The sequence below is a fragment of the Scytonema hankhaensis NUACC26 genome (assembly GCF_045865695.1).
Lineage (GTDB): Bacteria > Cyanobacteriota > Cyanobacteriia > Cyanobacteriales > Nostocaceae > Scytonema.
Map to the genome: position 1 here is coordinate 26,478 of NZ_BAACAP010000239.1, position 14,340 is coordinate 40,817.

15 protein-coding genes are annotated in these 14,340 nt (G+C 39.1%); 10 read left to right on the forward strand and 5 right to left on the reverse strand.

Features of this window, described 5'->3' with window-relative positions:
• Positions 1-22: 22 nt before the first annotated feature.
• The 4 genes from ACKTT2_RS39600 (at position 23) to ACKTT2_RS39615 (ending at position 1,811) form a co-directional block, all read left to right on the forward strand.
• Positions 23-1,069 carry an N-acetylmuramoyl-L-alanine amidase gene (locus tag ACKTT2_RS39600; protein WP_407896787.1) on the forward strand — a complete coding sequence of 349 codons (1,047 nt, stop codon included), beginning with the start codon at positions 23-25 and terminating at the stop codon, positions 1,067-1,069.
• A gap of 21 nt (positions 1,070-1,090) precedes the next feature.
• Entirely contained in the window at positions 1,091-1,225 is a 135-nt protein-coding gene (locus tag ACKTT2_RS39605) for a hypothetical protein (protein WP_407896789.1), read from the forward strand.
• A gap of 196 nt (positions 1,226-1,421) precedes the next feature.
• The gene (locus tag ACKTT2_RS39610; RefSeq protein ID WP_407896791.1) at positions 1,422-1,634 is read left to right on the forward strand and encodes an AAA family ATPase; all 213 of its coding nucleotides are present in this window, start codon (positions 1,422-1,424) and stop codon (positions 1,632-1,634) included.
• Positions 1,635-1,712: 78 nt separating this feature from the next.
• A complete protein-coding gene (locus ACKTT2_RS39615; protein WP_407896793.1) occupies positions 1,713-1,811 on the forward strand; it encodes a hypothetical protein in 99 nt (32 codons plus the stop codon).
• A 9-nt stretch (positions 1,812-1,820) separates the two neighbouring features.
• Here ACKTT2_RS39615 and ACKTT2_RS39620 read toward each other — a convergent pair whose 3' ends face one another.
• A complete protein-coding gene (locus tag ACKTT2_RS39620) occupies positions 1,821-2,102 on the reverse strand; it encodes a hypothetical protein (RefSeq protein ID WP_407896795.1) in 282 nt (93 codons plus the stop codon).
• Positions 2,103-2,454: 352 nt separating this feature from the next.
• Between ACKTT2_RS39620 and ACKTT2_RS39625 the strand changes: the two genes are divergently transcribed.
• From ACKTT2_RS39625 to ACKTT2_RS39635, 3 genes are all read left to right on the forward strand, one after another.
• A complete protein-coding gene (locus tag ACKTT2_RS39625) occupies positions 2,455-2,817 on the forward strand; it encodes a hypothetical protein (protein WP_407896797.1) in 363 nt (120 codons plus the stop codon).
• A gap of 106 nt (positions 2,818-2,923) precedes the next feature.
• The gene (locus ACKTT2_RS39630) at positions 2,924-3,607 is read left to right on the forward strand and encodes a hypothetical protein (RefSeq protein WP_407896799.1); all 684 of its coding nucleotides are present in this window, start codon (positions 2,924-2,926) and stop codon (positions 3,605-3,607) included.
• A gap of 390 nt (positions 3,608-3,997) precedes the next feature.
• Complete coding sequence (locus ACKTT2_RS39635; protein WP_407896801.1) at positions 3,998-5,065, forward strand: DUF1350 family protein; 1,068 nt, start codon at positions 3,998-4,000, stop codon at positions 5,063-5,065.
• 138 nt (positions 5,066-5,203) lie between these two features.
• Here the strand turns inward: ACKTT2_RS39635 and ACKTT2_RS39640 are convergent, their stop codons facing one another.
• Positions 5,204-6,967 carry a helix-turn-helix domain-containing protein gene (locus tag ACKTT2_RS39640; protein WP_407896803.1) on the reverse strand — a complete coding sequence of 588 codons (1,764 nt, stop codon included), beginning with the start codon at positions 6,965-6,967 and terminating at the stop codon, positions 5,204-5,206.
• A gap of 620 nt (positions 6,968-7,587) precedes the next feature.
• Between ACKTT2_RS39640 and ACKTT2_RS39645 the strand changes: the two genes are divergently transcribed.
• Positions 7,588-8,418, forward strand: a complete 831-nt coding sequence (locus tag ACKTT2_RS39645; RefSeq protein ID WP_407896805.1) for a hypothetical protein — start codon at positions 7,588-7,590, stop codon at positions 8,416-8,418.
• On the opposite strand, the gene ACKTT2_RS39650 is transcribed toward ACKTT2_RS39645, so the two are convergent.
• The 3 genes from ACKTT2_RS39650 to ACKTT2_RS39660 form a co-directional block, all read right to left on the reverse strand.
• Positions 8,374-8,769 carry a hypothetical protein gene (locus ACKTT2_RS39650; RefSeq protein WP_407896807.1) on the reverse strand — a complete coding sequence of 132 codons (396 nt, stop codon included), beginning with the start codon at positions 8,767-8,769 and terminating at the stop codon, positions 8,374-8,376. The two genes, ACKTT2_RS39645 and ACKTT2_RS39650, sit on opposite strands and share 45 nt — an antisense overlap.
• 152 nt (positions 8,770-8,921) lie before the next feature.
• On the reverse strand, positions 8,922-9,779 hold the full coding sequence (locus tag ACKTT2_RS39655) for a hypothetical protein (protein ID WP_407896809.1): 858 nt from the start codon (positions 9,777-9,779) through the stop codon (positions 8,922-8,924).
• Positions 9,780-9,847: 68 nt separating this feature from the next.
• Positions 9,848-13,591, reverse strand: a complete 3,744-nt coding sequence (locus ACKTT2_RS39660) for a WD40 domain-containing protein (protein WP_407896811.1) — start codon at positions 13,589-13,591, stop codon at positions 9,848-9,850.
• A gap of 447 nt (positions 13,592-14,038) precedes the next feature.
• On the opposite strand from ACKTT2_RS39660, the gene ACKTT2_RS39665 reads away from it, so the two are divergent.
• Positions 14,039-14,197, forward strand: coding sequence for a hypothetical protein (locus ACKTT2_RS39665; protein ID WP_500691417.1), 159 nt, complete (start codon positions 14,039-14,041; stop codon positions 14,195-14,197).
• An 11-nt stretch (positions 14,198-14,208) separates the two neighbouring features.
• A complete protein-coding gene (locus tag ACKTT2_RS39670) occupies positions 14,209-14,325 on the forward strand; it encodes a M4 family metallopeptidase (protein WP_500691418.1) in 117 nt (38 codons plus the stop codon).
• Positions 14,326-14,340 lie beyond the last annotated feature (15 nt).

Genomic DNA, 14,340 nt, shown 5'->3' on the forward strand with positions numbered 1-14,340 from the left:
TTTTTATAAAAGCGTTAAAAAAATGAGATTTAAGGTAAAAACAACTGGTGTCGTACTTGGTATTCTAGTGCTTGTCGGGTTGATGTTAGGGTTACTTCTTGGAAGAGCAGATTTTCTCCAAGACCAAAAAGTCGCATTGAATCAACGACCCGCTATTTCCAATCAATATGCACACTTCCAACCAGAGGAAAGCACAAAAGCCTTAAATACAAAGGCGACTATTCCCAGTGAAGATTTAGACTCTCAAGCTAAGGAAGCTAAAAGTACGCCAACTCCACAACCGAGTGCATCTGAAGCAGATTCTCGACTCAAACAGTTAACAACAGCACCAACTCCAAAAACAAAGACGGCGACTCCGAGTCCAACTTCCGATCCTCGCCTCAAAGCTCAGAAAACTCAAAAAAATAATAACGCTCCAAAGACTCCGAGTTATTCCGTCAAAACCACTGTAGCTTTTGCAGCTTATAAGCCAAGATATGAGATTGCTTGGGCAGATGCAAGTAACTATGGCGATCGCTTTGCCACAGACGCGAACGGCACACCCGTTAACAATCAACCCATTGTAGTGCTTCATGAAACTGCCGCCCCTGCATCTAGTGCCATCAACTTTTTTAAAAATTCCCACGAAGATGAGAATGTCCAAGCCAGTTACCACACTATGATTAAGCTAGATGGCACTGTAGTTTACTTGGTTCCGCCAGAGAAGAGAGCTTTTGGTGCTGGTAATTCAGTGTTTGAGGGACCTCAAGGAACGGAGACGGTAAAAACCAATCCAGACTTACCGCCATCTGTAAATAACTTTGCCTATCACATTGGTTTAGAAACCCCACCTTCTGGTGTCGGGACTAAAGAAACAACTCACACTGGTTACACACAAGAGCAGTATAGTTCTCTTGCTTGGTTGATTGCTCAAAGTAATGTCCCCGATGAAAGAATTACAACACACAAGGCTGTCGATCGTTCCGGTCAAAGAATCGACCCAAGAAGTTTTGATTTCGATAGATTTTGGAATTTATTGCACTCATTTCGAGTCATTACTCCAGTTAATATTAGTCAAATCAGCAACTAAGGAATCAAGAATCTCTGTCTTGTGGAACCATCAAAAATCTCTATCTTGTGGTGCGGAGAGCAGCGCCGTGCGGGGGTTCCCCCCGTTGAGGCGACTGCGGGGCGTCCTCGCCCGCCACTAGCAAATGATGAGTTTACTACCTTAGAGGATGTTTGAAAAGTTATGATTGATGTATCTAATATTTTTTACCCCACCCTAACCCTCCCCGATGTATTGGTCCGGGAACTAGATTTCTTGTTTCCCCCCAATACATCGGGGGGATTAAGGGGGGTAATAATGCGATAAAAATCACAGCTAACCACTTTTCAAATATCCTCTTAGAATCAATTATGGCTAGTCGAGGCAATGAGTAATGTTGCACGAGATTTCTATCCACAACTACCGTTCCTTCAAAAACTTTCAAATTGATGAGTTGGCACGAGTTAATCTTATAGTCGGTAGTAACAACAGTGGCAAAACCAGTTTACTAGAAGCTATCTATTTATTAGTTAATCAAAATAATCCTCAAAGTTTGTTGGATTTATTGGACAATCGTATGGAAAAATCCGTGCTGTTGAGTATGTAGCTGAAGAATTAAAAATTGTCGTACAGCAAAATATTGAGGTACGCTAATGTCGAAAAGACTTGGTAAGAAAAACCAGGTATGCCTATGGGACAAGCGATTACAGCAAAAGTCTTGAATCCTAACTCTCCATTAGCGATCGCTTTTATCGAATGGTTAAAACTCTTCAATCTACCATAAATATTGTGTCTACTTGCGTTTCTGGGAAACCAAGTTAATCAAGGTGCGGAGAGCATTGTTAACTGCTTCTGCATTAGGAAAATATTCTCTGACATCTGGGTCGATAATGACTATCCCATCTTCACGAGTATAATGGTGGACTATGGTTGTGCCATCTGTTTGCTGAATAGTAACACAGTGCGATCGCCGGGAAGCTTGGTAGTTTTTTCCACGTTCGCCACCTGTAAGCTCCTGTTCTAAAGGCATATCATTAACTTCAGTACTGAATTCTTCAGGGTTAACGTTATTCATATACCTGCTCACCTACTCTTCCTTATACTTAATAATCCTACCGTCTTAAACTTCTACTGCACATAAAGATTTCAATGTTGCAATATAACAGTAACCAGTAATCAGTGACCAGTGACCAGTGACCAATGACCAGTAATCTACTACCCTAAGGGGTACTATTATATACATTTTTTATTTGATATTGTAGCTTTGTGAGTACAGCAAGCATTGGCAATTTGCTCTCTAGCTTGCACTAAAAATTATAGGTATAACGAAAAGTATCATCATGAATTCACTGAATAAGTCCATGCGTTTGATAAAGATTTTGGTATTTGCTCTGTCATTTCTAATATTCTGTTTCCCAATATCAGCAATGGCAAGTCCAAGCGCTTTTGCTACTTTAATCATCACCGAACAAGCTCCAATTATTGGAGGTAAGTTTAGTATCGATACAACAACGGATTCTTTGCCAAGTACAACAGTTATTCGTTCTGCTAAACTTTTCTTAGCTCCTGAAGAAACTGGAACAATCAATAAGATTAAAATTACTGGAGCCAACGGAATTCAATTCGGTTGTCAAGATATTAAGGTGAAGAATGGTGTTGATTTAATTAAAGCCTGTGGTGGACCTGCTGTTTTAGAAGTAGGAGGAGCAATTAATTATGTAGCTGAAGGCAATAATTTTGAACCGCAACTTGACTCCAAAATAAAAGTTGTTTTATCGGATGATTTCTAGAGAATCAATCTAGTAGTCAACGAGGTAACAAAATCGGTTTCTCTTTGTCAGAAAGTAGGCGTACAGAAACGCCATAGCGCTTCTGTACTATGTTGATACATTACTTATGTTAATAATTTATCCTCTGGCGTATATAAGTCTTACTCTGACAGAATGGGTGTTAGTAGGCTGGTCAATTCGTCTCTGGCAACAATCAACCAGCTTAGCAACAATTGTGTTGCCTATAGTGCTAGCGAGCCTTAGCTATGATAATCTCATTCTTTCAATAGGAAGTCTGATTGGTGAAGGAGAGGTTTTAAAAACTCTCAGTATGGTACGCTTTCTCTTACACTACTTAGTTGTACCATTGTTCATTGTGATTGGTGTTGAACTCGCTCACCGTGCTGGAGCTAGTTGGGCTAATAATGTAGTGCGCGTTTTATCTTGGGTAATTGCATTGGGACTGGCTGCGATAGATGTTTCCACCAACTATATAGGATTAGAACTAGTTCCAGTCCAGTTTGCGGGAATTCTACGCTATCGTGTCGCCAATCTGAGTGGTGTCCCAATTATCACGATTGTCGTTAATCTGTTTGTCCTACTCATTAGCATCGGGATTTGGATCAGATTGAAATGGTCATGGTTATTTGTGGGAACGTTGATTTCTCTTGTTGGTAATGCTATACCCTCCTCTTTAGTAGGTACACTTGCTGGTAGCGCATCTGAATTCTTAATGGCTATAAGTTTGTTGTTAACTGAGGAGCGTTTGAGTGGAAGAGCTCGATTGAGTTTCCAAGGCAAAAGTACCTAATAGCCTTTCCACATAGATTTTTAGCAGTTAGCGTGTTTTATATTTCCAGAAACTATCCAACTTAATTCAAGTCCATTGTGGCGTTCTAAGTGATTACTCCCTTTCCGCCCGAAGATTACCTATTTAAATGAACCGCATTTTGGAGCCAGTGCGTTGCGCAGAGCAGCGCCGTGCGGTGAGTAAGCGTCCTGTAGGCGGGTTTCCCGCGCCCTGGGAACTAGCGAACCCGGAGGGGGGTTCCCCCCGTTGTTCGCGAAGCGTCTCCGCCAGGAGATAGCACCGGGCGTCGCAAAGAGCAAGGGAGAAAGAGGAAAAGCAGATCGGTAATCTTATAGCAAGAAGGGAGTAAACAACTTTAATTTGTGCTGTCGCTAATCAATCAGGGAAATTATGAGTCAAAAGCTGAGATTTCAACCAGTTTCTTTTAGTTGGGTGGCTCTGCATCCTCAACCCAAAGGAGTCATCCAATTCATCGGTGGGGCTTTTTTTGGTACATTTGGTCCCATGCTTTTTTATCGCTATCTACTCGCATGTTTATTCAAGCAGGGCTATACAATAATTCTCTTGCCATTCAACTTTACTTTTGACCATTATGCAGAAGCTGGGTTTCTCATCAAAGAACAGTATAGACTTATACCGGAATTGGTAAGAATGGCAAAACTAGCAAATTATGAATACGAAACATATCTAGATGATTCTAACTTTTCTTGGATAGGTCATAGTATTGGCTGTAAATACATTGCACTTTTAGAAGTCTTTAGTGCCTTACCCAAAGAACCAGAAGAACTCAAAGAATTCATCTGTCAGATAGTCCAAAAAACATCAGGTAATTTATCTCCAGAAAAACAAGAAAAAAAAGTTAAAATTGTTGTCAAGGAACTTGAAAACTTAATTAACGAACTGAAAGATAACAGTTATAATGCGAAAAAACTAGTTTCCTACTATGTCAATCAAGATGCTACCAAAGAGCAGAAAAATTTTGGTGAATCGGATGTAAAAATCGCCAGCATCTTTATTAAAAACCAAGCATCTCTACTCTTAGCCCCGGTTAATACTGGACTTGACAGCGCAATTAAACCTAAAGCCTTAGCAGATTTTATTATCCGTCTTGGTTTGAATGTAAAACCAAATCCTGAAGAAACCTTTGCTTTAATCGAAAACAGTAATTTATTTAATTTACTTGGCTTGGTTTATTTGCCATTAGATAATATAGGGAAATCTACACGGGAATGGTTCTTTGATATATTTAAAAAACCTTCACAAGATTTCCAAGCAAAACTAAAAGGTGGACATTTAAGACCTCTGGGATTACGTCTATTAAATTTGGTTATAAATTTTCCAGACACTCTTTCGGTTCTCCCCATTCAATCTATCGACAATAGAAATGTCGAATTTGAAGTTTATGTACTTCAAATACTCAATTATCTAGAACAAGAACGCCAGAAAATTAAACAATGATTTCTGGCTCGAAAGTGCTTCAGTCTCGGAAAGTCTCTCAGATATGAGTAGTGCTCAGTTAAATGAAAATGAGAAAACTGGTTTCTTCAAGAAATCAGTTTTCTAAACTTTAACTATTATTAACCAATAACTATTGTCTCAGATATCCTCTAAATCATTATTCAAATGACGAAGTATATTGATAATATTTTCTTCTGCATAACTAAGTTCAAAACTTTGGCTTTCTCTACAATGCTCCAGGATATCTTTGAGGTGAGTTTCTAAATTTGCTTGACTTCCTAATCGTTCGATTATTTTCTTTTTAAGTGGTGCTAGTATTAATCGTATTTGGTCTTCTTTCATGCAATCTTTTGCCTGTGATTTAACCAGAGAATGACTGTGCAAAAGAGAAAGTTGCTCGGTTATTATTTCTTCCGATATATAATTGAGAAATTGTTGAGTTACGAATTCCATTAAATCGGGTTTTTGAGTAAAAAATATACCTTGTTTTTCAACAAGCGATCGCTGTCCCAAAGCTCTTAAAGTTTCTGGTAACTTTTGCTTAGCAAGTGCTGATAAGATATTCTTTTGAAGTTCGCCCAAAGGAACTGGCTCTCGTTCAATTGCTAACCAGTACATAATCTCTTTTTCTGCTTTAGATAATCGATTAAACTGATTCTCTAATAAATCCCGCAAATCATCAAAGACTAATAATTCATTATTTAAAAATTCAATGAATTTAGAAATATCTCCATTGAGTATGTCTTGAATTGCCGCACCCACTATTTTTAGTGCTAACGGATTTCCAGCATAATGTTTAATAACAGTACTCCAATCTTCCTCTGAAGCAAAGAATTCACCTTTCAGTTGAATAACTTTCCGCGCCTCTGCTTCTTGTAATCCTGTTAATTGCCAGGAACGAACGGGAAAACCACTCCCTTCTAAAAAACTAAACTCTTTTGGTTTCTCCCGACTCGTTATCAACAAGCAACTTTTATGCCGTACTTCCCCGACTCGTTTAAAAAGTTCGCCATAACCTTCATATCCGGGTAAATAGTTGCCAACACGTATAGTGTCAGTCTCTTCAAGGGAATCTCCTCCAAGTAAAATTGTTTCTACGTTATCAAGAACGAGCAAACACCGTGAAGAACGCAAATACTCTAATAATCGTAAAATTTTACCGTTAGTATCTTGTGGTAAAGTTGCCTTAGTTTCTTGGAATTGAGAAAGGAACTGAATGAAATCAACGAGAATTTCTTCAACAGAAGGAGTATTGCGTAAAGAACGCCAGATAATATAGTCAAATTGTTCTTGCAGTTGTTCTGCTAACTTCACAGCTAACGTTGTTTTGCCAAGCCCTCCCATACCTAATAACGCCACAAGTCGGTAATCTTCATCAACAATCCATTTTTGCAACTCTGACAATTCCTCATTTCGTCCGTAGAAAACCACAACATCAACGGCTTCTCCCCAATCGACACGTGGATGTGCGATAAGCCGGGTACGGCTTGCGCCAGGGGCGATCGCTTGTTCGTATACTGCTAAGTTAGAGTTGGTACTATCTCTACCCTCTGTGTGATGATGAGAATTGGCTTCAGAAGTTAGTTGAGAAGAAACAACCGCATCCTCTGACTGAGTTTGAGGATTGTGTAGAGACGTTTGTATAGAAAGAGTGCGCGTGTATCTTCCTAAAACAGCACGAAAATTACTTTTTGTCACTTCCTGTTCCAATATTTCAGAAAGTAACTTCCACAATTTAGAACCGACATCTTTTAAATAGTTTGCATCATAGCCACAATGACGTGCCATCTCCCGATAGCCCATTCCTTCCCAAGCGTGACGAAACACGGTTTCTTGAATGGAATTCAAGCCTTTTGGTTTGAGCAAGTTATCTAATAATATAAGGGCTTCGTCAATATTCATAGTTTAGATCGCGTTTAGAGCGCGAGAATGCTTTGAATTTTATAAATTTTGTAGTTGCTATGCTTGCAGCTATCTTTATTACTTAACATTATAGCTCAGTCATTTTTCCGATATTTATGATAGTTACTACAAATAATACGACAAAATATGACTTTTTCGGACTTTTTATGACCTTTGTACTTTTAGCTTGCAAAGCTCCTAATTTTTGTAAAAAACTCATCACTTATTCTGACAATTTTTGGACTGTCATAATTAGAAAAACTCTTTATATTGAATAAATAAGTCATTTGTCATTCGTTATTTGTTATTGATAAGGGATTTAGATATATCTACATTTTGTAAAATGTTTACTACTTACTTATTTATCGGGAGTATCCCTACGAGCAAAATGCCCCTCAGAATAGAATTCTGGGGCTATACAAACAAAGTCCACGCAGGTGGACTTTATATTAAGTCCGCGTAGGCGGACTTAGCTTGTATAGCCGCGATTTCAATCGCGGGCGTGTTTTTATTTCAAATTGGGATGCTCCCTATTTACAAATAGGGATGTTCCCTATTTATCTAATGCTCCATTCTCTATTTTCTACTCTCTATTCCCTTCTTCAAGAAAAAGGTTCGCTATGAAAGTTATTCAAGAAACTCCCAACAATCTAACCCTACAATTACGTCCTTGGTTTACATGGATTTTTAGTACAACATTTATCTTAGCTGGTTTATCAATAGCAGTTTTCGGAGGACAAGTACATACTTTAAAATGCCGCCGCATTCTGTCTAACCCATCTGTCTGTGAAGTATCTTCTGCTGGTCTGCTTTGGTCAACTCAACAAAATATCCCAGTTAGCGATATTCAGGGAACTGAAGTTGATGTTATACAAGATAATAAAAAAAATGTTTACTATCAAATAGTGATAGTAACTAATCAAAAAAGAGTTCCTATTCTTATTAAAATTTCTGATTATGAAACTATAGAAATGTGGACTAAACAGATAGAGGTATTTCTCACAAAAACTCAAATACAAGAACTGCTAGTCCAGAAAGATGAGCGATTAGAAGGATTTATTTTTGGTGCGATCTTTGGAGGAATATTTATTCTTATAGGTGTTATCACTTTAGGATTATTCGGTACAGCTATTACCTGCACAATTGATAAAAAATTAGGAAAACTGACAATACGTAATCGTGGCTTGCTGACTTACGATTATGCAGAATATGAAATTCAAGATATTCTCCGTGTAGTCGTGGAAAAATATCACGGTAACCAAGTAAGAACAACTTATCGAGTCGTTTTAGTGACGGGCTATAGAGAACGTGTTCCATTTACATCAGATTTCAGTTTAAAACTAAAACAACAACAGCAAACTGCTAATCAAATTTCCTCCTTCTTAGGCTTAAAAACAACACACAAGTTAGAAATTTTTCCTCACCCCGATACCAAGTATCAAAGCTACTGAACTACTGAGAAAATGGAACAGATTTTCCCCCTTCCCCAGTTGCATACCAAAGGGATGATGAATAAATGTACCTATAAATCCTAGAATAAGAAAGAAAACACCATATGATAAAGCTAGAAGGACAAGCCGAGGTTTATTGATTCTTTTAGCAAGTAAAAGTATTATTCCCAATCCCCAGCATATATGAATAAAAGAGTGCAAAGGGTCTGTAATGATGAGCTTATGAATGAAAGCGGGTAGATGAAAGTTAGTGATTGCCACAACTATTGACACCATACCCTGCACAAACAAACCACTTCCTATTAACCAGAGATATAGGCGTAAAATCTTAAGTTTTTTGTCATTTGTCATTTGTTAGTGTTCACTGATTACTGGTCACTGGTCACTGAATTACTGGTCACTGGTCACTGGTCACTGGTCACTGATTACTGGTCACTGGTCACTGATTACTGGTCACTGGTCACTGATTACTGGTCACTGGTCACTGAATTACTGGTCACTGGTCACTGGTCACTGGTCACTGAATTACTGGTCACTGTTCTTTGAGATTGCAAAATCATTGCAACTCCAGAAACTAGCAGTAACACAAAAATGCTTATCCAAAACCAAGTACTAGGAATCGACCAGTTAATTTTATGAAGTTTGGCATCGGCTTTCAAAACTCCTAAAATCTGTGTCAATCCCAAAGCGAATTCTGTTAACCCTAATGTAAAAAGTTCTGTGTACAAACAGACACGGGATAATAAAAACGCACCAATTGCAAGAGTAAAAAACACAGCACTGTACAACTGACCGTGAAAGCTATCGACTTTCCAAGGCCAAAAAGCTGTAAAAGTATTTGGGGCAAATAATAAACCCAAACCGTATAAAGTCAGTAAAAATGTCTGTACTCGTAGATAAAAGCGCCAAGGTGAAGATACAAAAGTAGATTCAACAGGTCGCAAACGTCGATACAACCAAATATGACAAGCTGTAGTTAAGGGAATGATAGTGTAAAGAAAGAACCAACCCCAAGTTATCCGTCTGCTAAAGTTAAAACGCTCTAGATAAAATAGTGAAACGATTAGCAGAATGCTAGTAAAAGTTAACTGCATGGGTACGATCAGCCGTGCAATTTTCCACTGGCGCACGACTAATAGCATGGCTGTTGGTACTATTGCTGCTAAATAAACCGCACCTAAAAAATGGGAGTTAAACGGGGTGATTTGCCATACCCAACGAGAATTACTAATTTCCGGAAAAAAGAACAAGACAATGCTCGCTGCTGTAAGGACAAGAACTTCTATCCAGGTAAAAACCTGAAGGATTAACGTGATAGGAGGGTTGTTGGTTTTGGAGGGTTTAGTATTTTGCTTTAGCATTTACAGTTACTCAGCAATTTAATATATATTCAATACCATATATATACCCACTCGCTAACCACTTTTCCTTATATTGAATCTTTCTCTTCTCCTTCCATCCCGAATTCTACTGCCCCCAAAGATTTTAAGGTAGCAATATTTGCTTGATTTAACCCCTTAATATCAGTAATATTCATTCCTTCGTAGGGTTTTTCAGGCACAAGAGTTTTGATATTTTCATGCGTATTCATATCCCACAACTTGATTGTTTCATCCTGACTGCCACTGGCTAAAATTTTACCATCTGGGCTAAATGCAACTGACCAAATCCAAGCGTCATGCCCTTGTAAAACTGTAATACATTCACCTTGGGAAATATCCCAAATACGGATTTTGCGATCGTCACTTCCACAAGCTAGCAAGGTTGGCATATTTTGCCTTCCTACTGTCGGCATAAAAGCAAGTTGCAAAATTAGTTTGGTATCTACCTTTAAGATTTTTATACAAGTCCCTTCTGAGATATCCCACAATCTAATAGTTCCATCAGCACCAGAACTCGCTAATATCTTACCGTCAGGACTAAAGGCAACACTAAATACCCAACTTTTATGCCCTTCTAAAGTTTTTATACATTCACCAGTATTAATATCCCATATTTTAATTGTGCGATCGCCACTACCACTTGCCAATATTCCATCTTTATACGAGCCACTGACAGAAGCGGGACAAAAAGCAACTGACCAAACCAAACTCGCGTGTTCGTTTAATGTTCTCCTGCACTTACCGCTATCTACATCCCATATTTTAATCGTGCAATCTCCACTCCCACTTGCCAAAGTTTTACCATCCGAACTAAAAGCGACAGACCACACGCGACTAGTATGCCCTGATAAAACACGAACGCATCGGCTGTCATTCACATTCCACAGACGGACTGTACGATCTTCACTACCACTCGCTAAAATTTTTCCATCAAGATTAAACGCCACAGACCAAACCTGATGGGTATGCCCTTTCAAAACCGCTTGACATTTGCCATCAGCAACATCCCATAGCATGACTGTCCGATCTTCATTTGCACTAGCCAACAACTTGCCATCAGGACTAAAACTAATCAATCCTATCCAATTAGTGTATCCGCGTATAGTTCTCAAGCAACTGCCGTTAGCAACATTCCACAGTCTTACAGTTTGGTCTTTGCTACCACTCACTAAAATGCTACCAAGCCCATCTTGAAAAATGGGATGAAAAGCTACAGACCAAACACGGTTAGTATGTCTGTCTAAAATCCTAATGCAGTTCCCCTCCGATATATCCCATAAACGCACGGTTCTGTCTTCACTTCCACTTGCAAGCAAACTACCATCAGGACTAAAAGCTACCGACCAAACTAAACCCATATGTCCTTGTATTGTTTTTATACAGCTTGCCTCTTTCACATCCCACAAACGGACAGTTCCATCTTCACTTCCACTTGCAAGCAAACTGCCATCAGGGCTAAAAGCAACTGAACTGACGCTCCCGCCGTGTCCCTCCAGGACTTTCAAAGACCGATCCTCAGCGATCTCCCAAAAACGGATTGTGCCATCTCCACTACCACTAGCAAGTAAATTTCCGTGAGGATGGAAAGCAACCGAACTCACACCTGCAGTGTGTTCGTGCAAAGTTTTCAAGCATTCTCCTGTGGTTACATCCCAGAGTTTAATGGTGCAATCATCGCCACCACTAGCAACAATGCCTTCTAAGGTCGAATCTACTGCTTTGGGACTAAAAGCTACAGACCAAACCCGGCGCGTGTGTCCTTGCAACACTTGGATGCATTCACCTTTACTAATATCCCAAATCCGAACAGTTTGGTCTTCACTTCCACTCGCTATCATCCCTTCAGGTTTGCTAGAAGACACGGGACTAAATGCCACAGAATGCACCCAGTTTGTATGCCCTTTTAAAGATGCTATGTATCTAATTTGAACATCTTTAATTTCCCATAATCGTACTTCACAATTCACATCACTTGTCGCTAGCAGTTCGCCATCTGAACTAAAAGCAACTGATGTGACACTACTTAATGTTTCGGCAAAAACTGATTTTGCCAGATCTGCACCAGTAAAATTAACTTTTTGCAAACAGGTATCTTGGAGATACGCTTGCCATACAGTTAAGTGAGAAAAATCATAGCCAGTGAGATCGATTTTTAATTGAGATAAAATATTAAGAATATTACCTGCTACATATCCAGGTTCTAGTTGTATCTTTTCTCGCTCTTTTTCCAAAATTTTCTTGAGCCTATCTTCCAATTTTGTTCGATCGCTACCAACTAGAAGCTTGTCTATAAGTGGTTTCACAATCAGACGAGTTTGAGCTTCTCTAATATAGTCTTTTGCTTGGGCGTTTAATAATGAATGATTCTGAATAATTTTTACTTCTCCACTCACTACCTCTTGATAAGATTCCTCAATCAATCGCTCTATAATATAATCCATCACTACAGGCTGTTGAGTAAAACCATTGGCTGTTTTTTCAACAAGCGATCGCTGACCCAATCCTCTCAAAGTTTCCGGTAATTTTTGCTTAGCTTCTGGAGAAATAACATATTCTCTCAACTCCAATAAAGAAACTGGTTCTCGTTCAATTGCCAGCCAGTACATCACCTCTTTTTCTAATTCTAACAATCTTAAAAAATCAAGCTTTAAGAGGTCGCGTATATCATCAAAAATCAAAGTTCCTTGATTTAAAATTTCCAAATAATTAGAAATACTACCATCAAATAAATCTAGAATTCCTCCCGCCACAATTTTCAACGCTAGAGGATTGCCAGCATAGTGAGAAATCAGAAATTGCCATTCATTCTCCGAACCAGAAAACTGACCTTTTGCTCTTAATATTTCTCTAACATCTGTTTGAGGTAAACCAGTAATTGGTAATGAGCGAACGGGAAGCATTTCCCCTTCTAGCACAACAAATTCTTTAGGTTTTTCACGACTTGTTAACAACAAGCAACTTTGATGGCGAGTTTCTCCTATGCGTCGGAACAAATCGCCATAACCCTCATATCCTTCTATATATTGTCCGGCGCGATTGCCGCCACCCATAATTGTTTCAGCATTATCTAAAACAAGCAAGGAACGAGAGGAGCGTAAATAATCGATTAATCGAGAAATTCTGCCATTTACGTCTTTTGGTAGAGTTGCTTCCGTGGCTTGTTGATTAGATAAAAATTGCAGTAAGCTGAGTAACAAATCTTCTATAGTTGGGGCATTGCGAAGGTTTCGCCAAATAACATACTCAAACTCATTTTGAATCTGTTCTGCAAATTCGATCGACAATGCTGTTTTACCGATACCCCCCATTCCCAACAATGCAATTAACCGACAGTTTTCTTCTACTATCCATTGTCGAAGCGTATTGATTTCCTGCTCGCGCCCCAGAAAAATAGGGACATCCACTGCATCACCCCAATCTTGTTTGCGGCTTGGAGTTTGGGGCTTGGGGCTTGGGGCTTGAGGGCGAGCAGATGAGGTAGTAGAATTTTCTTCACTATCTCCCTGTTGTCCTGCTTGAGTCTGTGGTGCTTTGCCTTCTGCTGCTGCAAGCCGTCTGAAAACTGTTCGGAAATTGCTTTTAGATATTTCTTCACCTAAGCTTTTGGAAAGTAATTTCCATAACTTCGATCCTGCGTCTTTTACATAGTTAGGGTCATAACCACAAATTTCTCCGATTTCTGGATAACTCTTTCCTTCCCAGGAATGACGTAATATTAATTCTTGTAAGTCACTTAAAGACTCTGGACGCAGCGCTGTATCTATAATTACTAATGCTTCTTCGATAGTCATCTCAACCTGCCCCAGCACTCTGACTTCTCCTCAGTGTACTGATTCTAAATGGTTTTTACAAGGATGGAAAAGGGCATTGGGCATCGGGCATGGAAGAACGATTTTTATGCTTGTTTGCGAGATTTTTCCTTGAATGACTGTTCTGAAGATACAGATTCCAAAGTCAATTTATGAAAAAATAGAGTCAAGTAAAGTTATCTATAGTCATCCTATCTGATTTGTGAAAAAATCAAAGTACTGTAGGTAGGGCTAAAGCCTACCACATAAAGTTTTTGTGCGGCATAGCCTTACCTACGTGTATTTCAAAAATCAAATAGAGTCCTATCTTATACAAAACACCTTCATCTTTATTAAATGCGATCGTAAAGAAAGAAAAAATATCGTAGCAATGGATGCCAGCATCAAGTGAACGTCCGATGTTCGATCTGTTGTATCATTCCGCCTCATATGCTGGAAAACCTAGCAGTTAATGGCAATCCTCAACAACGGGAATGGGCATTTCGCACATTAAATGTTTCAGCACAGTTTCGCGGACGACGAAACGTTGTAGGTGCTGTCAATTTTGCCGTCTCTCCCGGTCAAAAACGCCGAACTAACTATCTTTGATGGTAAAAACAGTGAAGATCTTCCCAGTTATCTCATGCGTTCTAAAGGTTGCTGGAGAACTCTACGGTCAAGATAGTCTAGAACAAAAAGCGGTGCAGAATGCTTGGCAAAAAGTCGGAGTTTTGTAGCATTTATAAATGCTT

What these genes read in the sequence shown, in the direction of transcription:
- ACKTT2_RS39600 (WP_407896787.1), top strand. Translation starts at nt 23, where the DNA reads ATGAGATTTAAGGTAAAAACAACTGGTGTCGTACTTGGTATTCTAGTG.
- ACKTT2_RS39610 (WP_407896791.1), top strand. Translation starts at nt 1,422, where the DNA reads ATGTTGCACGAGATTTCTATCCACAACTACCGTTCCTTCAAAAACTTT.
- ACKTT2_RS39615 (WP_407896793.1), top strand. Translation starts at nt 1,713, where the DNA reads ATGCCTATGGGACAAGCGATTACAGCAAAAGTCTTGAATCCTAACTCT.
- ACKTT2_RS39620 (WP_407896795.1), bottom strand. Translation starts at nt 2,102, where the DNA reads ATGAATAACGTTAACCCTGAAGAATTCAGTACTGAAGTTAATGATATG.
- ACKTT2_RS39625 (WP_407896797.1), top strand. Translation starts at nt 2,455, where the DNA reads ATGGCAAGTCCAAGCGCTTTTGCTACTTTAATCATCACCGAACAAGCT.
- ACKTT2_RS39630 (WP_407896799.1), top strand. Translation starts at nt 2,924, where the DNA reads ATGTTAATAATTTATCCTCTGGCGTATATAAGTCTTACTCTGACAGAA.
- ACKTT2_RS39635 (WP_407896801.1), top strand. Translation starts at nt 3,998, where the DNA reads ATGAGTCAAAAGCTGAGATTTCAACCAGTTTCTTTTAGTTGGGTGGCT.
- ACKTT2_RS39640 (WP_407896803.1), bottom strand. Translation starts at nt 6,967, where the DNA reads ATGAATATTGACGAAGCCCTTATATTATTAGATAACTTGCTCAAACCA.
- ACKTT2_RS39645 (WP_407896805.1), top strand. Translation starts at nt 7,588, where the DNA reads ATGAAAGTTATTCAAGAAACTCCCAACAATCTAACCCTACAATTACGT.
- ACKTT2_RS39650 (WP_407896807.1), bottom strand. Translation starts at nt 8,769, where the DNA reads ATGACAAATGACAAAAAACTTAAGATTTTACGCCTATATCTCTGGTTA.
- ACKTT2_RS39655 (WP_407896809.1), bottom strand. Translation starts at nt 9,779, where the DNA reads ATGCTAAAGCAAAATACTAAACCCTCCAAAACCAACAACCCTCCTATC.
- ACKTT2_RS39660 (WP_407896811.1), bottom strand. Translation starts at nt 13,591, where the DNA reads ATGACTATCGAAGAAGCATTAGTAATTATAGATACAGCGCTGCGTCCA.
- ACKTT2_RS39665 (WP_500691417.1), top strand. Translation starts at nt 14,039, where the DNA reads ATGCTGGAAAACCTAGCAGTTAATGGCAATCCTCAACAACGGGAATGG.